General features: G+C 76.1%; 21 protein-coding genes. 12 read left to right on the top strand and 9 right to left on the bottom strand.

Annotated elements, in window-relative coordinates; translation table 11 throughout:
* The first annotated feature begins 48 nt into the window (after positions 1 to 48).
* Both K8Z61_RS04265 and K8Z61_RS04260 read left to right on the top strand, forming a co-directional pair.
* A complete protein-coding gene (locus tag K8Z61_RS04265) occupies positions 49 to 753 on the top strand; it encodes a TetR/AcrR family transcriptional regulator (protein ID WP_224126858.1) in 705 nt (234 codons plus the stop codon).
* Entirely contained in the window at positions 750 to 2,030 is a 1,281-nt protein-coding gene (locus K8Z61_RS04260; protein WP_224126856.1) for a class I adenylate-forming enzyme family protein, read from the top strand. The genes K8Z61_RS04265 and K8Z61_RS04260 overlap by 4 nt, the downstream gene beginning before the upstream one ends.
* A 73-nt stretch (positions 2,031 to 2,103) precedes the next feature.
* On the opposite strand, the gene rpsA is transcribed toward K8Z61_RS04260, so the two are convergent.
* On the bottom strand, positions 2,104 to 3,564 hold the full coding sequence (rpsA, locus tag K8Z61_RS04255) for a 30S ribosomal protein S1 (RefSeq protein WP_224126854.1): 1,461 nt from the start codon (positions 3,562 to 3,564) through the stop codon (positions 2,104 to 2,106).
* A 264-nt stretch (positions 3,565 to 3,828) separates the two neighbouring features.
* Here rpsA and K8Z61_RS04250 point away from each other — a divergent pair, with 264 nt between their 5' ends.
* Genes K8Z61_RS04250 through K8Z61_RS04235 form a run of 4 tightly spaced genes read left to right on the top strand, consistent with a single transcriptional unit; the run spans position 3,829 to position 7,297 of the window.
* Positions 3,829 to 4,737: a hypothetical protein gene (locus K8Z61_RS04250; protein WP_224126853.1), complete on the top strand. Its 909-nt coding sequence runs from the start codon at positions 3,829 to 3,831 to the stop codon at positions 4,735 to 4,737.
* On the top strand, positions 4,734 to 5,597 hold the full coding sequence (locus tag K8Z61_RS04245; protein WP_224126851.1) for a class I SAM-dependent methyltransferase: 864 nt from the start codon (positions 4,734 to 4,736) through the stop codon (positions 5,595 to 5,597). The genes K8Z61_RS04250 and K8Z61_RS04245 overlap by 4 nt, the downstream gene beginning before the upstream one ends.
* 54 nt (positions 5,598 to 5,651) lie before the next feature.
* Positions 5,652 to 6,347, top strand: coding sequence for a bifunctional 2-polyprenyl-6-hydroxyphenol methylase/3-demethylubiquinol 3-O-methyltransferase UbiG (locus tag K8Z61_RS04240; protein ID WP_224126848.1), 696 nt, complete (start codon positions 5,652 to 5,654; stop codon positions 6,345 to 6,347).
* Complete coding sequence (locus tag K8Z61_RS04235) at positions 6,344 to 7,297, top strand: hypothetical protein (protein WP_224126847.1); 954 nt, start codon at positions 6,344 to 6,346, stop codon at positions 7,295 to 7,297. The genes K8Z61_RS04240 and K8Z61_RS04235 overlap by 4 nt, the downstream gene beginning before the upstream one ends.
* 3 nt (positions 7,298 to 7,300) lie before the next feature.
* On the opposite strand, the gene K8Z61_RS04230 is transcribed toward K8Z61_RS04235, so the two are convergent.
* The 6 genes from K8Z61_RS04230 to K8Z61_RS04210 all read right to left on the bottom strand — a co-directional run bounded on the left by K8Z61_RS04230 (position 7,301) and on the right by K8Z61_RS04210 (position 16,672).
* Positions 7,301 to 8,290, bottom strand: coding sequence for a DUF3068 domain-containing protein (locus K8Z61_RS04230; RefSeq protein ID WP_224126846.1), 990 nt, complete (start codon positions 8,288 to 8,290; stop codon positions 7,301 to 7,303).
* Between the two features lie 5 nt (positions 8,291 to 8,295).
* A complete protein-coding gene (locus K8Z61_RS04225) occupies positions 8,296 to 9,507 on the bottom strand; it encodes a glycosyltransferase family 4 protein (protein WP_224126844.1) in 1,212 nt (403 codons plus the stop codon).
* Complete coding sequence (locus K8Z61_RS04220) at positions 9,504 to 10,343, bottom strand: glycosyltransferase (protein ID WP_224126843.1); 840 nt, start codon at positions 10,341 to 10,343, stop codon at positions 9,504 to 9,506. Before K8Z61_RS04220 ends, K8Z61_RS04225 begins: the two co-directional genes overlap by 4 nt.
* 124 nt (positions 10,344 to 10,467) lie before the next feature.
* The gene (locus K8Z61_RS18820) at positions 10,468 to 10,602 is read right to left on the bottom strand and encodes a hypothetical protein (protein ID WP_263430407.1); all 135 of its coding nucleotides are present in this window, start codon (positions 10,600 to 10,602) and stop codon (positions 10,468 to 10,470) included.
* Positions 10,603 to 10,829: 227 nt separating this feature from the next.
* Positions 10,830 to 12,545, bottom strand: a complete 1,716-nt coding sequence (locus K8Z61_RS04215) for a hypothetical protein (protein WP_224126841.1) — start codon at positions 12,543 to 12,545, stop codon at positions 10,830 to 10,832.
* Positions 12,542 to 16,672, bottom strand: a complete 4,131-nt coding sequence (locus K8Z61_RS04210; RefSeq protein WP_224126839.1) for an alpha-(1->3)-arabinofuranosyltransferase family protein — start codon at positions 16,670 to 16,672, stop codon at positions 12,542 to 12,544. The genes K8Z61_RS04215 and K8Z61_RS04210 overlap by 4 nt, the downstream gene beginning before the upstream one ends.
* Before the next feature lie 88 nt (positions 16,673 to 16,760).
* Between K8Z61_RS04210 and K8Z61_RS04205 the strand changes: the two genes are divergently transcribed.
* The 5 genes from K8Z61_RS04205 to K8Z61_RS04185 all read left to right on the top strand — a co-directional run bounded on the left by K8Z61_RS04205 (position 16,761) and on the right by K8Z61_RS04185 (position 22,353).
* Entirely contained in the window at positions 16,761 to 18,119 is a 1,359-nt protein-coding gene (locus K8Z61_RS04205; protein WP_224126837.1) for a lipopolysaccharide biosynthesis protein, read from the top strand.
* Positions 18,116 to 18,994, top strand: a complete 879-nt coding sequence (gene panB, locus K8Z61_RS04200) for a 3-methyl-2-oxobutanoate hydroxymethyltransferase (protein ID WP_224126835.1) — start codon at positions 18,116 to 18,118, stop codon at positions 18,992 to 18,994. Before K8Z61_RS04205 ends, panB begins: the two co-directional genes overlap by 4 nt.
* 369 nt (positions 18,995 to 19,363) lie before the next feature.
* Positions 19,364 to 20,263: an ABC transporter ATP-binding protein gene (locus K8Z61_RS04195; RefSeq protein ID WP_224126832.1), complete on the top strand. Its 900-nt coding sequence runs from the start codon at positions 19,364 to 19,366 to the stop codon at positions 20,261 to 20,263.
* Positions 20,260 to 21,057 (top strand): ABC transporter permease, encoded by a 798-nt coding sequence (locus K8Z61_RS04190; protein ID WP_224126830.1) that lies wholly within the window; start codon positions 20,260 to 20,262, stop codon positions 21,055 to 21,057. The genes K8Z61_RS04195 and K8Z61_RS04190 overlap by 4 nt, the downstream gene beginning before the upstream one ends.
* A gap of 57 nt (positions 21,058 to 21,114) precedes the next feature.
* Positions 21,115 to 22,353: a sorbosone dehydrogenase family protein gene (locus tag K8Z61_RS04185; RefSeq protein WP_224126828.1), complete on the top strand. Its 1,239-nt coding sequence runs from the start codon at positions 21,115 to 21,117 to the stop codon at positions 22,351 to 22,353.
* Positions 22,354 to 22,377: 24 nt separating this feature from the next.
* Here the strand turns inward: K8Z61_RS04185 and K8Z61_RS04180 are convergent, their stop codons facing one another.
* Together K8Z61_RS04180 and K8Z61_RS04175 are read right to left on the bottom strand one after the other, a co-directional pair.
* A complete protein-coding gene (locus K8Z61_RS04180; RefSeq protein ID WP_224126826.1) occupies positions 22,378 to 22,662 on the bottom strand; it encodes a hypothetical protein in 285 nt (94 codons plus the stop codon).
* A gap of 11 nt (positions 22,663 to 22,673) precedes the next feature.
* Complete coding sequence (locus K8Z61_RS04175) at positions 22,674 to 22,877, bottom strand: hypothetical protein (RefSeq protein WP_224126824.1); 204 nt, start codon at positions 22,875 to 22,877, stop codon at positions 22,674 to 22,676.
* Between K8Z61_RS04175 and map the strand changes: the two genes are divergently transcribed.
* Entirely contained in the window at positions 22,876 to 23,793 is a 918-nt protein-coding gene (gene map / locus K8Z61_RS04170) for a type I methionyl aminopeptidase (RefSeq protein ID WP_374227896.1), read from the top strand. The two genes, K8Z61_RS04175 and map, sit on opposite strands and share 2 nt — an antisense overlap.
* Positions 23,794 to 23,902: the final 109 nt, after the last annotated feature.

The raw sequence follows: 23,902 nt of genomic DNA, 5'->3' as shown, positions 1-23,902 counted from the left end.
CTGCTCTCTTCTGTTGTCGGCGCTCTCGCCAGCGGGCAGGATCGGGACGTGTCCGCTGCCACCACCGCCCGCGACCGCGCCCGCGTCGAGATCACCCGCACCATCCAGGACACCGCGCGACGCCACCTCGGGGAGGTCGGTCCGGCGGCGCTGTCGCTGCGCGCGATCGCCCGGGAGGTCGGCATGGTGTCCTCCGCGGTCTACCGCTACTTCCCGAGCCGCGACGAGCTGCTCACCGCGCTGATCACCGAGGCCTACGACGAGCTCGGCGCCGCCCTGGAGGTCGCCGACGCCGCCGTCCCCGCCGACGACGTGGCCGCCCGCCTGCGAGCCGTCTGCCTCGCCCTGCGGGCCTGGTCGGTGGCGCATCCCCATGAGTACGCGCTGCTCTACGGCTCGCCCGTCCCGGGCTACGCCGCGCCCGACACGACGACGCCGGCCGCCGGCCGGGTCACCGGCGTGCTGATGACGCTGGCCGAGGCGTCCGAGCGCGCCGGCCACGTGATGGCGCCGACGGTGCCGGCCGATCCGTCCGAGCGCGACGCCCTCGGCGGCATCCGCGCCCTGCTGCCGCTGGAGGTCTCCGACGAGCGCCTGGTGCGCTGGCTGATGGCCTGGGCGCTGCTCTTCGGCCACCTCAGCCTCGAGCTGTTCGGCCACATGCACCGCGGGATCCTCGACTACGACCGGCACTTCCGGCAGGTCGTCGAGCAGCTCGTCCGCGACCTCGGCCTCACCGGGGACGACGCATGATCCCGCCGCTCGCCGAGGGCGACCGGGTGGCGCTGCTCGTCCCGGGGTCGCAGCGCTACCTCGACGCCGTGCTCGGACTGCTCGCCGTCGGCCTCGTGCCGATCCCACTGGACCCGCGCCTGACCGACGCCGAGCGCACCCGGATCCTCGAGCCGCTCTCCCCCGCGCTGCGCGTGGAGGACGAGGCCACGCTGGACGCCCTGGTCGCCGCCCATCCCTGGACGCCCGGGGCGCTCCCGCGCGCGCGGCCGATGCACTGCACGAGCGGGACGACCGGCGTGCCGAAGGGCGTGTGGTCGGGCCTGCTCGACGACGAGGCCGCGGCGGCGCTGGTCGCCGAGGAGCGCGACCTGTGGGGCTTCGCGCCCGAGGACGTCAACCTCGTCCTCAGCCCGCTCTACCACTCGGCTCCCCTGCGGTTCGCCATGGGCACCCGGCTCGCCGGGGGTCGCGTGGTGATCCCGGGCCCCTTCGACCCGGCGCTGGTCACCGACGCCCTCGCCCGCGAGCGGCCGACCACGCTCTTCTGCGTGCCCACCCACCTGCAGCGGCTGTTCGCCCACTGGGACGCCGTCGGCACCCCGGACGTGTCGTCGGTGCGCCTGCTGGCCCACGCCGGCGCACCCTGCCCGCGCGAGGTCAAGGAGCGGCTCATCGCGACCTTCCCGGCCGGGAGCACCTGGGAGTTCTACGGCTCCACCGAGGGCCAGTTCACCGCCTGCCGCAGCGAGGAGTGGCGTGAGCGTCCCGGCACCGTCGGCCGCGCGCGGCCCGGTCGGGTGCTCTCCGTGGACGACGACGGCCAGATCTGGTGCACGGTGCCTCCCCACGCCCGGTTCGCCTACTTCGGCGCACCCGAGAAGACCGCCGCGGCGTGGCGCGAGACGCCGCGGGGTCCGGCGTTCACCGTCGGCGACCTCGGCCGGCTCGACGCCGACGGCTACCTCTACCTCGACGGCCGCCGCGAGGACCTCGTGATCTCGGGCGGCGTCAACGTCTACCCCCTCGAGGTCGAGGAGGCGCTGCGCGAGCTCGACGGCGTGGCCGACGTGTGCGTCTTCGGCGTCGACGACCCCGCCTGGGGGCAGCGGGTGTGCGCGGCCGTCGCGCCCGGCGGCACGGCCGACCTCTCCCCCGAGGCGCTCACCGCCTTCGCCCGCGGCCGCCTCGCGCCGCCGAAGCGGCCCAAGACCTGGCTGCTGCTCGACGAGCTGCCGCGCACGCTCACCGGCAAGGTGCGCCGCGACGACCTGCGCGCCCGCCTCGCCGGCGGCTGAGCCGCGCCCAGCACCCCGGAGACGGGACGACCCCCGCTCCCGGACGGGAGCGGGGGTCGTCGAGCCGGTGGACTCAGTTGCCGCCGGTGAGCTTCTCGCGCAGGGCCTGCAGGGCCTCGTCGCTGGCGAGCGAGCCGCCGGCGTCCTCGGCCGGAGCCGAGGAGTACGAGGTGGCCTCGCCGGCCTCGACCTCGGCCTGCTTGGCCTCGGCCTGCTGCTTGACGTGCGCCTCCCAGCGGGCGTGCGCCTGGGCGTACTGCTCCTCCCAGACCGCGCGCTGCTCGTCGTAGCCCTCGAGCCACTCGCCCGTCTCGGGGTCGAAGCCCTCGGGGTAGACGTAGTTGCCCTGCTCGTCGTAGGTCGCCGCCATGCCGTACAGCGTGGGGTCGAACTCCTCGATGTCGGTGGCGACGGCGGTCTCGTTGGCCTGCTTCAACGACAGCGAGATCCGGCGACGCTCGAGGTCGATGTCGATGATCTTGACCATGACGTCGTCGTTGACCTGGACGACCTGCTCGGGGATCTCGACGTGACGCTCGGCGAGCTCGGAGATGTGCACCAGGCCCTCGATGCCCTCCTCGACGCGGACGAACGAGCCGAAGGGCACCAGCTTGGTGACCTTGCCCGGCACGATCTGGCCGATCTGGTGGGTGCGGGCGAAGTGCTGCCAGGGGTCCTCCTGCGTCGCCTTGAGCGACAGCGAGACCCGCTCGCGGTCCATGTCGACGTCGAGGACCTCGACGGTGACCTCGTCGCCCACGGCCACGACCTCGGAGGGGTGGTCGATGTGCTTCCAGGACAGCTCGGAGACGTGCACCAGACCGTCGACGCCGCCGAGGTCGACGAACGCGCCGAAGTTGACGATCGAGGACACGACGCCCTTGCGGATCTGGCCCTTCTGCAGCTGGGTGAGGAAGCCGTGGCGGACCTCGGACTGGGTCTGCTCGAGCCAGGCGCGGCGCGACAGGACCACGTTGTTGCGGTTCTTGTCGAGCTCGATGATCTTCGCCTCGAGGCGCTGGCCGACGTAGGGCTGCAGGTCGCGGACGCGACGCATCTCCACCAGCGACGCCGGGAGGAAGCCGCGCAGGCCGATGTCGAGGATCAGGCCGCCCTTGACGACCTCGATGACGGTGCCCTCGACGACGCCGTCCTCCTCCTTGACCTGCTCGATCGTGCCCCAGGCGCGCTCGTACTGGGCGCGCTTCTTGGACAGGATCAGACGACCCTCCTTGTCCTCCTTCTGGAGGACCAGGGCCTCGACCTCGTCGCCGACCGCGACGACCTCGGAGGGGTCGACGTCGTGCTTGATCGACAGCTCGCGCGAGGGGATGACGCCCTCGGTCTTGTAGCCGATGTCCAGCAGGACCTCGTCGCGGTCGACCTTCACGATGGTGCCGGCGACGATGTCACCGTCGTTGAAGTACTTGATCGTCTGGTCGATGGCGGCCAGGAAGTCCTCTTCGGACCCGATGTCGTTGATCGCGACCTGGGGCGCGTCGAAGTCCGTGGAGGCGGAGATGGTGCTCGTCATAAGGGAAAGGGTTCCTCGGTGGGCAGAAGTCGTGCGGGCACGCGTGAGGTCCTTGGTTCACCTCCGGGGCACTCGCCCCGACCGTGCACGGCGGATCGACGAGGGGATCTGGAGAGCGAGCCTCGTCCGCTAGGTCCGGGACGCAGGCAGACTTCAGGCGCAGTGTGAGCCTACGCCCGCGTGCGCGCGGGCGTCCAACCGGCGACGCGACGGTCCCGACGGACGGCGTCCGGGCCGCCGGATCCGACGCGTACCGTGACCCGCGTGACCGTCGCCGCCACCCGCACCCCGACGTCCCCCGCGCCCCGATCCGCCGTCCCGGCGCCGCTGGTGGCGCGCGTCGTGGACGCGGCGCTGCTCCCCGGCCGGCTCGCGGTCGCCGCGACCCAGGCGACCCTCGCCGTCGGCCGCCTCGCCGCGCCCGACGGGCCGATCCGCCGCCCCGGCGGCTACGCCGACCTCGTCCAGCGGGTGATCGGACGCGGCGGGTACGTCGAGCAGCTCGCCGACGTGCTGCTGGTCGAGGGCGGGCCGCTGCGCCTCGCGGAGGTGCTGGGCGACCTCGTCGCGCCGGAGCGTCCGCTCGCGCGGATGCTGCAGCGCGACGGCGTCGTCGACCGGCTGCTGGCCGAGGACGGCCCGCTGACCCGACTGATCTCCCGCGACGGCAACCTCGAGCGGCTGCTGGCGGCCGAGGGCCCCGTCGACCGGCTCCTGCGTCCCGACGGCGCCCTGGAGCGGCTGCTCTCCGAGGGCGGCGCGCTCGACCGGCTGATCGAGGAGGAGGGCCTGCTCGACCGCCTGCTGCGCACCGGCGGCACCCTCGACCGGCTGACCGAGCCCGACGGGGTGCTCGACCAGCTGCTGCGCCCCGGCGGCCTGGCCGATCGCATGCTCACCGACGACGGCTTCGTCGAGAAGCTGCTGGCCGACGGCGGCACGCTCGACCAGCTCGTCGCGCTCGGCGACACCCTCGAGGACATCAAGCCGCGCCTCTCCGAGCTGGCCGCCCTCGTGCCGGCGCTCTCGGAGGCCGCCGAGACCCTGCACCGCTCCGTCGGTCCGCTCGGCGACCTCGCCGGACGCCTGCCGCTGCGCCGCCGCGGCGAGCGCGCCGCCGCGACGGTCCCGGAGTCGGTCGACCCCGCCGCGGCGGTGGAGGCCTCCCGATGAGCGCGGGCGGGGCGGACGCCACCCCGCCCGTGGCCCCCGACTCGCGCAGCCACACGCCCGCGCCGCCGGTGCGCGTCGAGCGACGGGCCGCCGACGAGGACGAGTCGCGCCACGCCAACGGCGCCGACTGGGACCGCTACGCCGACGAGTACCAGGCCAGCCACGGCGAGTTCCTCGGCGACGTCGGCTTCGTGTGGGGCCCGGAGGGCCTGACCGAGGAGCAGGCGGGCGTGCTGGGGCCGGTGCGCGACCGCGACGTCCTGGAGGTCGGCTCCGGCGGCGGCCAGTGCTCGCGCTGGGTGCTGGCCCAGGGCGGCCGGCCCGTCGGGCTCGACCTCTCCCACCGGCAGCTGCAGCACTCCCGGCGCATCGACGACGCCACGGGGCTCGGCGTGCCGACCGTCCGCGCGACGGCGACCCACCTGCCCTTCGCCGACCGGACCTTCGACGTCGTCTTCTCCTCCTTCGGCGCCCTGCAGTTCGTGCACGACATCGAGCGCGCCGTCGCCGAGACGGCCCGCGTGCTGCGTCCCGGCGGCCGGTTCGCCTTCTCCATCACCCACCCGACCCGCTGGATGCTGCCGGACGACCCGGGCGAGGCCGGCCTGGTGGTCAGCCAGAGCTACTGGGACCGCACGCCGTACGTCGAGGTCGACGAAGCCACCGGCGAGGTCGCCTACGTCGAGCACCACCGCACGCTCGGCGACTGGGTCGGCCTGCTCGCCGGCCACGGCTTCCGCCTCACCACCCTGCTCGAGCCGGAGTGGCCCGAGCACCACGACCGGGTCTGGGGCGGCTGGTCACGTCTGCGCGGACGCCTCTCGCCGGGCACCGCGATCCTCGGGGCCGACCTGGCCTGACCCGCCGCCCGACCGCCGGATCGGCCGGCCGGTGGCCACGACTAGGCTCGCGGGGTGGACGAGCAGGAGATCCGCAAGTCGGCCGACCTCGAGCAGCGGCACTGGTGGTACGCCGAGCGCCGCTCGCTGGTGCGGCGCCTGGTCGGACCCCTCACCCCGGGCCGGGCGCTCGACGTCGGCTGCGGCGGCGGGGGCAACACCGGGGTGCTGCGCGACCTCGGCTGGGACGTCGTCGGCCTGGAGCACTCCCCCGTCGCGGCGCGCCTGGCCCGCGGCCGGGGCCTCTCGATCGTGCGGGGCGACGCCCGGCGCCTGCCCTTCGCGGACGGCTCGATGGACCTCGTCATGTCCACCGACATGTGGGAGCACGTCGACGACGACGCCGCGGTGGCCCGCGAGACCGTCCGGGTGCTGCGACCCGGGGGTCGCGCGCTGGTCGCGGTGCCGGCCGGCATGGACCTGTGGAGCGGCCACGACGTCGCCCTCGGCCACCTGCGTCGCTACGACCGCGCCGGCCTGACCCGGGTGATGGAGGACGCCGGCCTGGAGGTCGTGTCGCTGCGCTCGTGGAACGTGCTGCTGCGGCCGATCGCCCGGCTGCGCCGCCGGCACAACGACGGCGACTCGGAGATGGAGCAGGTGCACCCCGTCGTCAACGCCGCGCTGCGGTTGGCCGTGGCCAGCGAGCGGGTGCTGCCCGTGCAGGGGCTGCCCGGCATCAGCCTGGTCGCGCTCGCCGTGCGCCGGTGACGTCCCCGCCCGTGCGCGACCCGCGCACGCGCTGGCGGATCGGCCTGGAGCTGGTGACGGCGCGACCGCGGGACGCCCGCGGCGCCACCGGCCGCGCGACCGCGGACCTCGCCGGGGCGCTGGCCGAGCACGGGCCCGCCGTCGCCGTGCTGGTCGACGACGAGCCCGCCACGCGGCTGCTCGCGCTCGCCGACCACGACCGCGCCGACGGACTCGGACTGCTCGCGCTGGCGAGCGACGCGCTCGGGCTGACGCTGCGCACCGACGCGCGCGGCGTGGCCGGCCGTCCGCTCGCCGCGGGCGGACGGCGACGTCGCCTCGCCGAGGCGCTGCTGCGACCGCCCGCGCGGCTGGAGGCGCCGTCCACGGCCGCGGGGACCCGGCTGGCCCGCGCGACGCTTGAGCGCCGGGTGCGCACAAGCGAGCTCGTGCACGCCGTGGCCGCCGTCGCCGCCGGCCGTCTGGGCCCCGCCGAACGTCGTCGCGTCGCGATCGCCGTGGGCGCGGGCCGTCTGAGCGGCGCAGCGGACGCCGCCGGGGAGGCGATCGCCGATCGGAGCGCCCTCCTGCGGCTCACCGACGTCGCCGCGCTCGACCGCGCGCAGATCGCCGACGCGCTGCGCACGGCGCCGCTGGAGCCGCCGGCCTGGACGGGCCGCCGCGGACGACGGCTGGCGGCCGCGACGCTCGGCGTCCTGAGCCGGCGCCTCGGCTCGACGGCGCTGGTCTCGCACCTCGGCGAGCTGGCGCCTCCGGACGGCGCCGCCGAGGAGCCGCGGGAGATCTGGTTCGCGCCCGTCACCGGCAGCGGCGGGCTGGCGCTGGGCGCCGTCGGGCTGCGGGGCCGCACCCACCTGGTTCTCCGCGCCGAGGGCGGCTGGAGCACCGCCGCCCTCGACGCGCTGCTGGAGGAGGTCGTCGGCCGGCTGGACGCCTCCGACGACGGGTGAGGCTCAGGCGTGCACGAGCTCCCGCGTCTCGGGGGTCTCGGTGCGAGCCACCGGACGACGTCCCACGACGACGCCCGCGACGAGCAGGACCAGGCCGACCAGGCCGAGGCCCAGCGGCAGCGCCATCCGCGCCGCGGAGAGCACCATGGCCTTGGAGCGCAGCGAGTCGACGAGCGAGGCCGTCGTCTCGGGCGTGAACGCGACGGTGCCGACGAACGCGGGCACCTGGCGACCGCCGTAGGTGAGGTACTGGTCGCGCTGCTCGACGAGGTTCACCGGGCTGCCGGTGGCCGGCTCGACGGTGATCGTGCGCTTCATCCCGTACATCATCGTGGCCTTGACGCTCGGCGCGGACGAGCCGAAGACCGAGCCCGGCACGTCGACGGTGTCGACCGCGGTCGGCGCGATGGTCTGCACGAAGGTGTAGACCTTCAGGCCGTCGACCGTGCCCTCGCCGGTGTACACCGCGGGGGTGGCGCGGCCGATCGTACCGTCCCACCACTGGTAGTCCTGCTGGCGGGTGTCGAACGGCATCTTGTAGATCTGGCCGCTGCGCTGGACGGCGTCACGCCGCCCCTCGGTCTCGGAGGAGAAGCCCACCGGGTAGGTGCTGGCCACGCCGCTCACGGCGTCGAACGGCGCGAGCTCGGTGGAGCGCTGCACGATGGTGCCGTCGGCGCGGGTCACGGTGGTGGAGTCGGCCCAGACGACGACGCCCTGCGGCGCGTCCGGGTAGTCGCCGGCGACGATGTGCGCGCTGACCGACAGATCGGTCGTCACCGGCTTCAGCACCGACGGGTCGGTGTCGAAGACCTGGACGCCGGTGCCGGCGAGGTTCGACGTCGAGTCGTAGTTGGCCGGCACCCGGGCCAGCGCCGGGTAGGCGTAGAAGCGCACCAGCAGCCCGAGCAGCAGCAGGCAGGAGCCGAGGCCGACGAGGGTCGGCCCCAGCAGGCGGGAGCGGCCCGGACGGGCTCGCAGGGTCGGACGCATGGGGTTCACCTCTCGGTCAGGACGCCCGCGGCAGCGGGTCGCGGACGGTCGTGCGGGACGGGGTGCGCCGGCGCGTCGGCGCCGAGCAGGGAGGCGACGAGCGCGGCGGCGTCACGTCGCATGCGGGGCCACCCGTAGGCGTCGGCGTGGGCGCGGCACGCCCGGGCCGTGGTGGCGCGGGCGCCGGGGGCCTCCAGGGCGTCGAGCTCGGCCCGCAGCCCGGCGGCGAGCCGCTGCGCGAGCGGCGCGGCGGTCTCCGGCAGGAGCCGGCCGGTGACGCCGTCGACGACGGAGTCGCGCAGGCCGGGGACGTCGCGGGCGATCGTCGGCGTGCCGTGGGCGGCCGCCTCGACGACGACCTGACCCCAGCCCTCGGCGTCGGAGGCGCACACGTGCACGGCGGCCCGGGCCAGCAGCTCGGCCTTGCGGGCGTCGTCTACGAAGCCGTGCAGGGTCACGCGGTCGGCGAGGCCGCGGCGCGCCGCCTCGGCGCGCAGCGGCTCGAGCTCGGGGCCGGCGCCGACGACGTCGAGCGTCACGGGACGCTCCGCGGCGACCGCGGCGAAGGCCTCGAGCACGGCGTCGACGCGCTTGTGCGCGACCAGGCGCCCCAGGACGACGATCCGCGCGGGGTCCTTCTCCGCGGCCTCCACCGCCCGCTCGGGCAGGTCGGCGCCGTTGGGGAGCAGGCCGACCTCGCCGCGCCAGCCGAGCCGTGCGCGCATCTCGGCACGGGTGGAGTCGGAGACCGCGACGGTGCGGGCCCGGCGGTAGACCCGCGGCATCGCGCGGCGCTCCAGGACCCGGCCGAGCCAGGCGAGCGGCGCGGGGAAGTACAGGCCGAACTGGTCCTGGTGCACGTGGTGCACCACCAGCAGCACCGGGGTGCGACGGCGCAGCACCAGCGGCGTGAAGGTCGGGATGCCGCACGAGGGGTCGACGACGGCGTCGATCCGTCGGCGGCGGCGCAGGAGGCGCAGCAGGGCCAGCGGGTAGAAGCCGAGCGTGCCGCCGGCGCGGTCGACGGTGATGCCGTCGCGCAGCTCGCACCGCGCCTGGCCGCGCGGGCGCGCGGTGAGCAGCTCGACCTCGGCGCCCGCCTCGACCAGGCCGCGGGCGAGGTGCCAGGCGTGGTGCTCGGAGCCGCCGGCGCTGGGGTGCGCCAGGTCGCGCCAGTTGACGACGACGACGCGCCGTCCGGCGAGCGGGCCGCTCATCCCTCGCTCCGCAGCGGGAGCTCCAGCCCGACGGCGGGCCGCGTCGGGAGTCCGAGCGTGGCCGCGACGGGCGGGACGGGCGCCAGCGGCCGCGCGGGCAGCGGCACGACGACCGGCGCGAAGCCGCCGCGGCGCGCCCGCCAGGCGATCCGGGCCAGCTCGGCGAAGGAGTCGACGCCGTGCCGCACCGGGTCGAAGGTCGAGCCGGGCACGTCGACCCACCAGACCGGCAGCTCGTGCAGCCGGGCGCCGTGCGCCAGCGCCCGGGCGAGCAGCTCGACGTCGAAGGCGAAGCCGGGGCTCTCCAGCTCGGCGGCGATCGCCCGGGCGAGGTCGCCGCGGAGCACCTTGAAGCCGCACTGGGTGTCGGCGATGCCCGGGACGATGCGGGCGGCGCAGGCGCGATAGGCCCGCGCGCCGCGGTCGCGCACCCGGCTGTGCCGGGCCTCGGTCTCCGCGCCGGCGATGGCCCGCGAGCCGACGACGACGTCGACCCCGCCGTCCGCGAGCAGTCGCAGCGCGCGATCGAGCGCGTCGAGGCGGGTGGCGCCGTCGGCGTCCATGAAGGAGACGGTCGGCGCCGTGGTGGCGAGCAGGCCCGCGCGGACGGCGGCGCCCTTGCCGCGCGTCGCGCACGCGACCACGCGCACGGGCAGCGCGTCGGAGTCGGCCTCGGCGGCGACCCGCGCGGTGGCGTCGGTGCTCGCGTTGTCGACCACGATCACCTCGACCGGGCCGAGCAGCGCACGCGAGCGGACGACGTGCCGGCGCAGCTCGCGCAGCGTGCGCGGCAGCCGGGCCTCCTCGTCGAAGGCAGGGATGACGATCTGGTGCATCTGGACCTCCCAACCCGATGCGACGGCGCACCACCGGCCGTCCCCCCAGAGGGCCGGTGAGGCGTGGACGGGGCCTGCGACCCCGTGAGCCCGGCCGAGAGCCGGGCGGGCGACGGCTAGGCCGTCACCTGCTGCTGTAGGAGAAGAGCGTCGTGGAGTCGACGTTCCTCTGGTCGCCGCCCGAGGCGGCGTGCACGCCGCCGAAGACGGCGGCGGTGGCGAGGACGCCGCCGATGACGGCGGACACGACGAGGTTCATTCCGGGGCTCCTCCCAAGGGCCCGCGACCCGCTCCCACCGGGTCCGGGCCAGCCGGTGCGGATCGTGCGCTCTCCCGGGGCACGATCGCGATGTGACCTCGACCATACACACGCGAAGCCGTCGGATGAACGCCGTGTTAACGGGTTCGGCGAGGTCCGACCGAACGCCCGATCGGGGCCTGGCCCGAACGGGCCATGCCGGTCCGGCGGACGGAGGAGATCGCAGGTCAGCGCGGTGTCGACAGGTCGAGCAGCGTCAGCGGTCCCTGCCGGACGACCACCGCGCCGGCGAGTCGGACCTCGCGGGTGCCGGGTCCGCCAGAGGGTCCCTCGACGAGCACGAAGCGCACGCCGAGGGCCCGCAGCGCCTGCGCCCGGGCGGTGGCGTCCGGCGCCGCCAGCGCGACGTCGACGGCCCGGACGCGAGGATCCTCGGAGGGCACCGTGACGGTCGCGCCGTCCCGGACGAGGAGCAGCCGATCGTCGACGACCACCTCGCCGGGCAGCAGCCGCGGCGCGGGGTCCAGGACCGCCGCGCCCGGGTCGGCGCCGGCGTCCGCGACCCAGGCCAGCGAGCGGTACGAGCCGCGCCACGGCAGCACCACCGTCACCGGGTCCGGGGCCGCCGACACCCGCGCCAGCACCTCCCCCCAGCCGGGCGCGAAGGCGACCGGACGCAGCTCGCCGCCGAGCCCCCAGGCCAGCCGCGGCAGCAGGACGAGCGGCGCCAGCGCCACCAGCACCGCCACGGCCCGCAGCGAGCCGCGACCGGGTCGGGCCGCGCGCCAGGCGAGGTCCGCGGCCGACGCCGCCCCGAGCGCGACCGCGAGGGCGGCCGGCGAGAGGTACCGCTCGGCGTCGCGCAGCAGCGCCACCGGCGGCACAGTGCCGGCGAGCCGCTCGAGGGCCGCTGCGCCACCCGGCAAGACGGGGAGCAGGGCGACGACCAATGCCGCGCCCGCGATCGCCAGCAGCCGCAGGACGGTCGAGGCCCGGGCCCGCTCCCCCGCGGCCGCGAGCCCGACCCGACGGCGTCCCAGCGCCACCAGGCCGACGACGACGAGCGCCGCCGCCAGCAGCACGATCGGCGCCTGCTGCCGCTCCGGCGCGACCACCGCGCTCTTCCAGGTGCCCCCCAGCGAGAGCAGGCTCGGCAGCAGCCCGGCGGACGACTCGGCGCGCGGCGCGAACGCAGCGAACACCCCGTCCGCGCTGACCCGCACGCCGTCGGCGCGCGCCGCCGCGAGCAGCCAGGGCAGGTTCGCCAGCAGCGCGAGCCCGGCCGTGGTCGCGACGGCCCGTCGTCCGGCGGGCCCGCGCGAGGCGACCACCGCGAGCGCGACCGCGGCGGCCATCACCCCGCTCGACGGGCTGCAGACCGCGGTCGCGAACAGCGCCAGAGCCAGCCCCGCCCATCCGCGCCCGGGCCGTCCACGCGGTCCGGGAGCCAGGAACGCGATCCGACGGCGATGGGCCGCGAGCGCGACCCAGGGCAGCAGCAGGTGACCGGCCAGGATCGCCCACTGGCCCATCGCGAGCCGGTCGTGCACCCAGGGGCTCCACAGCAGCGCGGTGACGCCGGCGAGCCGGACGAGGGTCGCGTGGCCGCGCGACCGCGGCGCCGTCTCCGCCGCGGGGTCGAGCAGCAGGGCGTCGACCAGCAGCAGCATCCCGACGCCGCCGGCCAGGAGCGGGCCCGCGAGCAGCAGGCGCTGCACCACCCAGCCCGGCACCACCGCGGTCAGCGCCGAGACCAGGGCGTCCATGGGCACCGCCCGCGGGAGCGCTCCCCCGCCGCCGAGCCACGCGTCCTTCCACGGCTGCCGCGGCACGAACACCATGTCGCCGGTGAGCCAGTAGCCGGTCGAGCCGAGCAGCGGCCCGAGCACCAACGCCGTGAGGACGCCGAGCCAGACCAGCACCGGCGCGCGCTCCCGGGTCATCCGGCCGCCGACCCCGCCGGCGGTGCGGCCGGCGCCGTCGGGCCCCGACGCAGCAGGCCGAGCGCGAGCGCCAGCCACAGCCCGCAGGCCGTCGCCTGGTCGGCGGTCGTGCTCGGCAGCGTGGGCGCGCGGAGCAGGTCGACGACGAGCACGACGGCGCCGATCGCCAGCAGCGCGGCGGAGACCACCAGCGCCGCCCGGGGGTGCCGGTGCAGCGCGAGACCGCCCCCGAGGAGCGCCGCTAGCAGCGCCACCGGCCCCGACACCAGGCCGGCGGCGACCACCACGCCGGCCAGCGCGAGCGCCCGACGCCGGGGCGTCGGCCCGCCGTCGCCCTCCGAGCCGGTCCCGGCCTCCGGTGCCGGGGGCGCCGACGGCCGACGGCGCACCAGCGTCACAGCGGCGGCCAGCAGGACGACGGCGAGCAGCGCGAGCCCGACGACCAGGCCGATCTCGAAGCGCCGCTGCGGCGCGAAGGTCAGCTCGACCCGCCCGCCCTCGCCCGCGGGCAGCCGCCAGCCCTGGGCCCAGCCGTCGAGCTCGATCGGCGCCAGCGGCGTGCGCCCCTGCGGCGTCACGAGCACCGCCCGCCAGCCGGCGTTGATGCTCCAGGGCGCGGAGAGCAGCGCGTCCGGCCCCGCCCCGACCGCGAGGACCGCCGTCGTGCGGTCGCGCGTCTCGACGCGGACCGTGCGCTCCCGCACGGTGCCGCTCGACGCCGTGGTGCGGGCCGTCCCGCCGCGCAGCTGCACGGCCACGGGCTGGAACTGCTCGGTGGAGCGGATCGCGATCCGGTGGGCGCCGGCGGCCAGCCGCAGCGGTCCGCCGCACAGCCGGAGGCCGAGGTCGGCGTCGCCGAGCACCGCGCCGATCCGACCGTCGACCCGGCTCTCGCGGGTGACGCCGTCGACCACGACGGGCGGGCCGAGACCGCAGGCCGCCCCGGTCGCGGCGCCGCCGTCGAGGGGCTGGACGAGATCCGCGCCCCGCAGCCGCAGCGACGAGAGCCCGACGGGCGGGCGCGCGGCCGGATCGCCCGTCGTCCCGTCCGGCGGCGTGAGGGTGAGGGTCAGCCGCCGCGCGCGCAGCGGCTCGAAGCCGAGCACCCCGTCGGCCGCCAGCGTGCCGGAGCCGAGGTCGAGGACGCGCCGCGCGCCGCCGCCGGAGACCACGACGGCCGACGGCAGCACGCCGCCTCCCGTCGGGGTGCCGAGGCGGACGCCGGAGACCGTGCGGGTGCGCCCCAGGTCGAGCCGCAGCGTCGGCGCGGGGTCGCGCGGATCGGCCAGCCAGGACGTCCGGGCGTCGTCGTCGGTGAGCATGCGGGGCGACGCCGCGGGATCCTGCCCGAACCAGCTGCTCGCCCGGATCCGCACCCCGGAGGCGGGGTCGAGCAGCGCGAGGGTTCCGGCCCGTGAGCGGGCCACGACCGCGCCGACGAGCGTGGCCGAGGTCGGCCGGTCGAGGGTGATCGTGCGGTCGATGCCGGTGGCCTCCTCGCTCGGCCGCGCCCGGGTCGCCGAGCAGTCCGGACCGAGGAGGGTCGGCGCGCAGGCGCGGGTCTCGGGCGCCGCGGCGAGCACGATCGATGCGCCCCGCGCGGTCGGCACTGCCGGCACGTCGAGGGTGCGGGGAGCCACGCCGAGACCGCCGATCTCGGCGAGTCCGACCTGCGCCCCGGGGTCGGGGACGTCGGCCGCCTCGACCTCGACCGAGCCCGCCTCGACCCCGCCCAGATCGAGCGTCGCGACGCCGGTGAAGGGGTCGACGGTCGCGGTGCGCTCGACCCCGGCGGCCACGACCCGCCAGGCGCGCACCTGCTGGAGCCCGATCGCCGCGAGCGGCTGGGCCAGCGTGACCCGGCCGAGGCGGCGCGGGCTCGCGAACCGCAGCGTGATCCCCTGCCCCACGGCGTCGAGGTAGGGGGCGCTCAGCCACGCCGTCGAGGGGTCGCCGTCGAGCGCCGCCCAGGGCCCGGTCTCGGGGCGCACCGGGCCGAGGACGTCGGCGTACCCGGTCGAGCTGGTCGCGGTGACCCCCGACAGCCCCGGGTAGGCCGCCGTGGCGAGGCGGGCGCCCGGCGGGCCGGGGTAGTCGGGCACCAGCCGGCCGGTGCGGGTGGGGTCGTCGGCGGTCATCAGGCTGGACGTGGCGTCGTGCACGCGGCCGAAGTTGCGCTCCCGGCGGCGCAGCCCGTCGCCGACGACCTCGGAGCGGACGCCGCTCGGCACGCCCACGCCGCCGGGCACCTGCGCAGGCCGGTCGTCGTCCAGCAGGCCCGAGCCGACGGCGGCGACGACGTCCTCGACCGAGGGCGAGACGGTGACGACCTCCGCGGCCGGACGCGCCCGGAAGCCGCCGCCCGGGCCCTCGCCACCGCCGACGTCGAAGAGCTCGATGGCCGGCCCGAGCCCGGCGCGGCCGAAGGTGGCGGTGCGCCGGATGCCCGGCGAGCGGGCCAGGGCCCGCGACACCAGGCCGGGGTCGATGCTCTGGGCGGCCGGCGCCAGGTCGTGGCGCAGCAGCACGCGGTCGATGCCGATGCGGCGCAGCGCCGTGGCCAGGAACGGGGAGCCCGTGCCGGTCTCGAGGTAGTCCTCCAGCGAGGACAGCATCCGGATCGTCGCCGCCGGCGTCAGCGGCACCTGCGAGCGGGTGACCCACGGCGTCCGGCCGAGCACCTGGAGGGGCTCCTCCATCGTCCAGCCCCAGGTCTGGATGCCGAAGCCGGATCCCGGGACGACCCACACCGCGCCGGCGTCGCCCGCGGCCGTGCCCGCGTCGAGCCGGGCGGACGCCTGCTGCCAGGCCGACGGGATCGCGGTCCACCCGGGCGTGCGGGAGCGTCCGGCGAGCAGCGGCCAGCCCGCGCCCAGCAGCCCGGCCACCAGCGCGGCCACGACGCCGCCGGCGAGGACCGGCCGCAGCCGCGGAGCCCGCCGGCGCCCGGGTACGGACGCGCCGACCCGCTCGAGCGCCTCCTGGGCGAGCAGCCCGAGCCCCAGCGCGAGCGGGAGCCGCAGGATCGGGTCGGCCTTCGGCACGTTGCGCAGCGGCGCCAGCGGACCGTCGAGCAGGTCGCGCAGCCCCGGCGCGAGCGGCGAGGTCAGGGGGCCGACGTGCGCGATCGTGACGAGGGAGAAGCCCAGCCCGAGCGCCAGGAGCAGCGGGGTGCGCAGCCACGAGCGGGTGCGCGCCAGGCCGATCACGCCCGCCGCGGCCACGAGCGCCGAGCCGGCGACGACGTACGGCGCGAACGACACGTCGTAGCCCGCCGGCCACCACCGGGCGCCGCCCACGGTCAGGTAGTCGACCCAGTTGCTGGCTCCGCGCAGTCCCGCGGACGCCCCGGCCGTCGAGGTGGTCGTGCGGGCGTCCTCGACGTAGTCGAAGAAGGGCGGGCTGACGGCGCCGAGCCGGCTGAGCGCGACCGCCCACCACGCGTTGACGGCCACCATCAGAGCCGCCCACGCGGCCACGAACCGGCGGTCGACGCGGCCGGTGGCCCAGGCCCAGCAGACGAGCACCGCCAGCAGCCCGGCGGGCGCGGCCGTCGCGGTGCCGTTGACCCCGCCGCCGAGGCCGAACGCCGCGGCCGAGAGCAGCGCGGCGGCGCCCGCGCGCTGCCGTCCGCGCAGCAGGTGCAGGAGCGGCAGGACGGCCCACGGCAGCACCACGGCCGGGAGGATCTCGGCGCTGCGGACGCCGACCTCCGCGACCAGGCGCGGCGTCAGGCCGTACGCCAGGCCCGCCAGCGTCGCCGCGCCGGCTCCGCAGCCGATCTCCCGCGCCACCAGCCGCGCGCCCTCGCAGGCGAGCACCAGCAGCAGCACCGACCAGCCGCGCTGGGCCAGCCAGAGCGGGACGTGCGCGGCGTCGGCGAGCACCGCCACCAGCCCCTGGGGCACCAGGTAGCCGTAGGCCTGGTTCTGGATCTGCCCGAGCGAGACCGACGGGTCCCACAGCGACAGCGCGTCGCGCAGGAACCGCCCCGGACGGGTCGAGAGCTCCATCCGGGTGTCGGTGGTGGTGCGCCCCCACTGCTCGGTGAGCAGGACGATCGCCAGCGCGAGGTAGAGCGTCCAGCGGAGCGCCGCGACGCGGCGGGTCGAGGCGGTCGCGTCCATGGCCCGGACACCGTAGCCCCGATCACACCGCGCCGCGGCAGGCCTCGCGGAGTGCACACGACCGGTCGTCCTGATCTAGTCTCACCCGGTGACCACCCCGACGGAGACGCCGGACGTCCAGGACCTCGACTCCCCCCGGTCCTCCGGCGGCTGGCGAGACCTGCTGCGCGGCAGCGCCGGCATCGCGGTCGCTATGGCCGTCACCAACATCGGCACCTACGGGTTCCAGATGGTCGCCGCGCGCGTGCTCGGCCCGGCCGACTACGGCGCCATCGCCTCGATGATGGCGCTGCTCATGGTCGTCGCGGTCGTGCAGCTCGGCCTGCAGGCCACCGCCGCCCGGCGCGTCTCGGCCGAGCCCGAGCACGTCGAGCAGATCGAGGACGTCGTCTGGCGGGTCACCGTCCGCGCCTCGCTCGCGCTGGGCCTGCTGATGCTCGTGCTCTCGCCGCTGGTGTGGAAGCTGCTCGTCCTCGACAGCATCGTCCCGGCGCTGCTGATGGCGGTCGCCGCCGTCCCGCTGACCCTCATGGGCGGCCAGGCCGGCATCCTCCAGGGCGAGCGTCGCTGGGGGCCGCTGGCCGCGGTCTACCTGGCCGTCGGCGTGCCCCGCCTGGTCTTCGGCACCGCCGCGATCTACGTGCGTCCCTCGGAGACCAGCGCCATGGTCGGCGTGCTCCTCGGCCTGCTCGTGCCGGTCGCCATCGGCTGGTGGGTGCTGCGGCAGGGCCGCGCGCACGCCCCGGCGGTCGACCTCAGCCCGGAGCACCGCGCCCGGCCGATCGTCCGCGAGACGCTCGCCGCCTCGATGGCGCTGCTGGCCTTCCTGAGCCTCTCCAACGTCGACATCGTCGTGGCCCGGCACGTGCTCGACAGCCACGACGCCGGCCTCTACGCCGGCGGCCTGATCCTCACCAAGGCCGTGCTGTTCCTGCCCCAGTTCGTCGTCGTCGTGGCCTTCCCGGCCATGTCCACGGTGGCCGAGCGCCGCCGCGCGCTGCTGCGCAGCGTCGCCCTCGTCGGCGCCATCGGCGTGGTCTGCACGCTCGGCGCCTGGATCCTCAGCCGCCTCGCGCTGGTCTTCGTCGGCGGCGCCGAGTACGTCGACGTGCAGGGCCGGCTGTGGCTGTTCGCGATCCTCGGCACGCTGCTGGCCATCGCGCAGCTGGTCGTCTACTCGGTGCTCGCCCGGCAGGGCACCCGCAGCGGCTACCTCGTCTGGGTCGGTGCCGCCGTCCTGGTCGCCGCCGGTCTGGCGGCCAGCTCGCTCACCGGCCTGGCCCTCACCGTCATCGCCGTCGACGCCGTGCTGGTCGGCGCCATCCTCGCGCTGAGCCTGGCCCGCATCCGGGCGGACGAGGCCGACGCGCTCGAGCCGACGCCGCCCGCCGCCCCGCCGGCGACCGACACCACCGACACCGCCGGCACCACCGGGAGCCCCGCATGAGCACCGAGCCCGCGCCCGCCGGCACGCCCGCCGAGGAGCCCGCGCCGTACGGCGGCGCCCCCGCCCCGACGTCCACCGGCCCGCGCCGCATCCGCACCCACCACCTGCGCGAGCTCAAGCAGCGGGGCGAGCGCTTCGCGATGCTCACCGCCTACGACCAGTACACCGCGCAGATCTTCGACGAGGCCGGCATCGAGGTGCTCCTCGTCGGCGACAGCGCGTCGAACAACGTCTACGGCAACGAGTCGTCCCTGCCGGTCACCGTCGACGAGCTGCTGCCGCTCACCCGCGCCGTCACGCGCAGCGCGCGTCGGGCGCTGGTCGTCGCCGACCTGCCGTTCGGCAGCTACCAGGCCTCGCCCCAGCAGGCCTACCTGACGGCCGTCCGGTTCATGAAGGAGGCCGGCGCGCACGCGGTCAAGCTCGAGGGCGGCCTGCCGATGGCGCCCGCCGTCCGGCTGCTGGTCGACGGCGGCGTCCCGGTGATGGGCCACATCGGCTTCACCCCGCAGTCCGAGCACGCGCTCGGCGGCTACCGGGTGCAGGGACGCGGCGAGGCCGGGGCCCAGGTGATCGCGGAGGCGCGGGCGCTCGAGGAGGCCGGCGCGTTCGCGCTGGTCATGGAGATGGTGCCGGGCGACGTCGCGGCCGAGGTCACCGCCGCCGTCTCGATCCCGACGATCGGCATCGGCGCCGGCGATCGCTGCGACGGCCAGGTGCTCGTCTGGCAGGACGCCTTCGGCCTGCGCACCGGCCGCATGCCGCGCTTCGTCAAGCAGTACGCCGACCTGCGCGCCACGCTGCTCGACGCCGCCCGCGCCTACGCCGACGACGTCCGCGGCGGCACGTTCCCGGGGCCCGAGCACACCTTCTGAGCGGCGGTCTCGCCCAGCGCGTCCGCGCCCGGACAGGCGGAGAGCCCGGTCGGCGGTCCCCCCATGCGTCCCGCCGACCGGGCTCTGCCTCATCTCCGGGACGGCTCGGCGCCCACGGCCCCCCGACCGTCGACTCCGAGGGATCCGGTCCCCCCGACCGGCGTCCCTGCTGCCCTCCCAGGCTCTGCGTCCGCCGCCTCCGGCCCTCCCCGACCGGCTGCGGCGACGTCTCCGAACCTAGTCGCGACGACGACCGTGCGTCATCAGCGCAGGCTCCACGGCTCGTCAGCGACTCGCCCACGGCTCGGTAACGCGACACGCCCGCCCCCGGGCTGACGATCCCGCCGTCGGTGCGCGAGGGTGGGAGGCGTGACCAGCCCGCCCGCCGTCCGCCTGACCGCGCTCACCCGTCGCTTCGGCGAGGTGGAGGCCGTGCGCGGCCTCGACCTCACCGTCGACCGCGGCGAGATCGTCGCCTTCCTCGGCCCGAACGGCGCCGGCAAGACGACGACCCTCGACTGCGTCCTCGGGCTCTCCCAGCCGACGTCCGGCGCCGTCGAGGTGCTCGGCCTGCCGCCGCGCGAGGCCGTCGCCCGCGGTCTGGTCGCCGCGGTGATGCAGACCGGCGGCCTGCTCAAGGACCTCACGGTCGGCGAGACCGTGCGCTACGTCGGCAGCCTCTTCGGGCACGCCGACCGCAGCAGCGCCGTGCTCGAGGAGGCCGGCATCGCCGACCTGGCCGGCCGCCGTGTCGGCCTGTGCTCCGGCGGCGAGCAGCAGCGGCTGCGCTTCGCGATCGCCCTGCTGAGCGATCCGGCCCTGCTCCTGCTGGACGAGCCGACCACCGGCATGGACGTCGAGGGACGCCGCGCCTTCTGGGCCGCCATCCGCCGCGACGCCGCGCGCGGCCGCACGATCCTCTTCGCCACCCACTACCTCGAGGAGGCCGATCAGCACGCCGACCGCATCGTGCTGATCAGCCACGGCCGCGTGGTCGCCGACGGCACCGGCGCGGAGGTCCGCGCGCTGGCGGGCGGACGCTCGGTGCGGGCGACCGTCCCGGGGCTCGACGAGACGCTCCTGGGGCGGCTGCGCGCCCTCCCCACGGTCGACCGGGTGGAGGCGCGCGGCGAGCAGGTGCACGTCCACGCGGGCGACAGCGACCTCGTCGCCCGGCACCTGCTGACCGCCACCGACGCGCACGACGTCGAGATCACCTCCCGCAACCTCGAGGACGCCTTCCTCTCCCTCACCCAGGAGGCGCGATGAGCACGCCGACGCACCCCGCCGACGCCTACGACCCCGCCGGACGCACGCCGCCGCGCTGGGGCGGCTTCAACCGCACGCTGCTGGGCCTGGAGCTGCGGCGGATGCTGCGCAACCGACGCACGATCGTCTTCACCATCCTGCTTCCGGCCGGCCTGTTCCTCTCCTTCGGCTCCACCGGGCAGGCCTCCGACCGGGTCGGGTCGGGCAACGTCGCGGCCTACATCATGGTCTCGATGGGGCTCTACGGCGCGGCGCTCACCGCGGCCGCGTCCGGCGCGATGGTCGCGATGGAGCGCTCGCTGGGCTGGTCGCGTCAGCTCCGCCTCACGCCGCTGCACCCGGCTGCATACGTCGTCACGAAGACGCTCGTCGCCCTGGCGATCGGCGCGATCGCGATCGTGGCGGTCAACGTCACCGGGCTGCTGCAGGGGCGGCCCGACATGCCCGCCGGCACGTGGGTGGCCTGCGCGGCCGTGACGCTGGTGAGCACGCTGACCTTCGCCGCCCTCGGCGTCTTCGCCGGCTACCTGGTGCCCGGCGAGAACGTCATGCAGATCCTCGGCCCGGGCCTGGCGCTGCTGTCGTTCCTCGGCGGCGTGTTCATCCCGCTCGACGTCGGCAGCACCATCTGGCACATCGCCGTGCTCACCCCGATGTACGGCGTCGCGGAGGTCGCGCGGGCGCCGCTGACCCACGAGCTGCCGTGGTACGCGGTGGTCAACGCCGTGGGCTGGCTGCTGGCCTTCGTCGCGGGCGCGGCCTGGCAGATGAGCCGCGACACCGCGCGGGTCTGACCCCGCCCGGTCGACGAGGGGCTGCCGCATCGTCGGATCGGCGCGTACGGTCGTGACATGCGTCGCCTCTCGGTCCTCGTCCTCCCGCTCCTCCTCGGCCCGCTGATCGCCTGCGGCGGCTCCTCGCAGGCCGACTCGGCCGCGGGGTCGGCTCCGTCGACGACCGCCAGCGGCGACCTCGCCGTCCCGGAGGCGACGGCGTCCGGATCGGGCGGCACCGCGGCCGCGGCCCGGGCCGTCCCGCGGCTGGCGGTCAGCCGGCTCGTCACCGGCCTCGACCACCCGTGGGACGTGCGCGAGCTCCCCGGCGGCCGGCTGATCTACACCCAGCGCGAGCGCGCGACCCTGTCGATCTGGCGCGACGGCCGCAGCACGACGCTGCGGTTCCCGTCCTCGTCGGTCTGGGTGTCCGGCGAGACCGGCCTGATGGGCCTCGAGGTCGACCCCGACTTCGCCCGCACCCGCCGGGTCTACACCTGCCAGGGCGCCACGACGACCGGCGGCGGCCACGACGTGCGGGTCGTCGCGTGGCGCCTCGACGACGCCTACCGCACCGCCACCTACGCCCGCACCCTGGTGAAGGGGCTGCCGGTCAGCAGGCAGCAGCCGGGCCGCCACGGCGGCTGCCGCCTGCTGATCGCGAAGGACGGCTCGCTGTACGTCGGCACCGGCGACGCCGCCACCACCGGCACGTCGCGCAGCCTCACCAGCCTCGGCGGCAAGACCCTGCGCCTCGACCGCCGCACCGGCGCCCCCTGGCCGACGAACCGCTGGATCCGCAGCGCCGTGAAGGCCAAGCGGTACGTCTTCACCTACGGCCACCGCAACGTGCAGGGCCTGGCGCAGCGACGCGACGGCTCGATCTGGTCGATCGAGCAGGGCACGAACCGCGACGACGAGGTCAACTACCTCGCCCGCGGCCGCGACTACGGCTGGAACCCGGGCCCGGGCTACGACGAGTCGCGCCCGATGACCGACCAGAGCCTGCCCGGCTACCAGTGGCCGGCCCGCTGGCGCTCGGGCGACCCGACCCTGGCCACCTCCGGCGGCGACTTCGTCGACGGCACCCGCTGGGGCGCCTACGACGGCACGCTCGCGGTCGCGGCGCTCAAGGCGGGCCGCGTGGTGTTCCTCCGCTTCGACTCCAAGGGCAGGCTGACCGGCACCCGCGAGCCGAGCGAGCTGCAGCAGGACGGCCGCATCCGCACCGTGCACCAGCGCGCGAACGGCGACCTGCTCGTCACCACCGACAACGGCGGCGGGGACGACGCGATCCTGCTGGTCACCCCGCGGTGAGGCGCCCCACGGCGGACCCCGGGCTCAGCCCCAGCCGAGCAGCGCGGCTCCGAGGTTGATCGCGGCGAACCACACGACGATCGAGCCGATCGCGGACGCCAGCACCGCCCAGGGCCGTGTGCTCCACCAGGCGAGGCCGCGCGCCAGGGCCGCCGCCCACAGGCCCAGGAGCAGCAGCTGGCCCCACCACGGCGTCACCGGGCCGCTCGCGGCCACCAGGTAGAGCGAGACGAGGAAGACGACCAGGCCGGCGAACGGCCAGGGCGAGAGCGGCTCCCGCACCGGCGGGCGCGGCTCGAACGAGCTCACGGGCGGATCAGTCAGGACGACGGCTCGTCGTCGTCGCGGTCGGCGGCCTCCCAGGCCTCGTTGCGCTCCTGGGCGATCTCGAGCGCCCGGGCGGCCTGGGCCTCGGTGCCGTAGGGGCCGAGACGGTGCTTGGCCGGGCAGAGGTTCTCGACCGTCTCCACGCGGTGGTGCTTGGTGCAGAACCAGTACTCGTCGGGGCGGCCGCCTTCGCTCATGCGGGTCAACCTACCCGCGCGCCTAGACTCCTCCCCCGTGACCACGCCCGTCCGTCCCGGCACGATCTCGCCGCGCCGCCCCGTCCCGTCCTCCATCGCCCGGCCGGAGTACGTCGACCGGCCGGCCCCGCAGCCGTTCACCGGGTCGGAGGTCAAGGACGCCGAGACGATCGAGCGGATGCGCGCGGCCTGCACGCTGGCCGCCCGGGCGCGGGAGGAGGTCGGACGGCACGTCGCGCCCGGCGTCACGACCGACGAGCTTGACCGCATCGGCCACGAGTTCCTCTGCGACCACGGCGCCTACCCCTCGACGCTGGGCTACCGCGGCTTCCCGAAGTCGCTGTGCGCCAGCGTCAACGAGGTCGTCTGCCACGGCATCCCCGACAGCCGGGTCGTCGAGGACGGCGACATCGTCAACATCGACATCACCGCCTACCTCGACGGCGTGCACGGCGACACCAACGCCACCTTCCTGGCCGGCGACGTCGACGAGGAGACGCGCCTGCTGGTCGAGCGCACCCGCGAGGCGCTCGAGCGCGGCATCCGGGCGGTGCGTCCCGGCCGCCGGATCAGCGTGATCGGCCGGGTGATCGAGGCCTACGCGTCCCGCTTCGGCTACGGCGTGGTGCGCGAGTTCACCGGCCACGGCATCGGCACGTCGTTCCACTCCGGCCTGGTCGTGCCGCACTACGACGTCGAGGCGCCGGGCGCCGACGACGAGGGCGGCTACGGGTCCGACGTCATCTCCGCGGGCATGACCTTCACCATCGAGCCGATGCTCAACCTCGGCACCCACGAGTGGGAGATGTGGGACGACGGGTGGACCGTCGTCACGCGCGACCGCCGGCGCAGCGCGCAGTTCGAGCACACGCTGCTCGTCACCGCCGACGGCGCCGAGGTGCTCACCGTCCCCTGACCCACATGGGCGCAGCCCGGTGGCAGGAAGCGTTTACACAGCCGTCACACCCCGCGCTTCGGGTGAACACGAGCGACACACGGGGCTTTGTACTGTCCACCCATGAGCC

It is taken from the genome of Nocardioides sp. TRM66260-LWL (assembly GCF_020075545.1).
Lineage (GTDB): Bacteria > Actinomycetota > Actinomycetes > Propionibacteriales > Nocardioidaceae > Nocardioides.
This window is presented reverse-complemented; position numbering and strand designations above follow the sequence as displayed.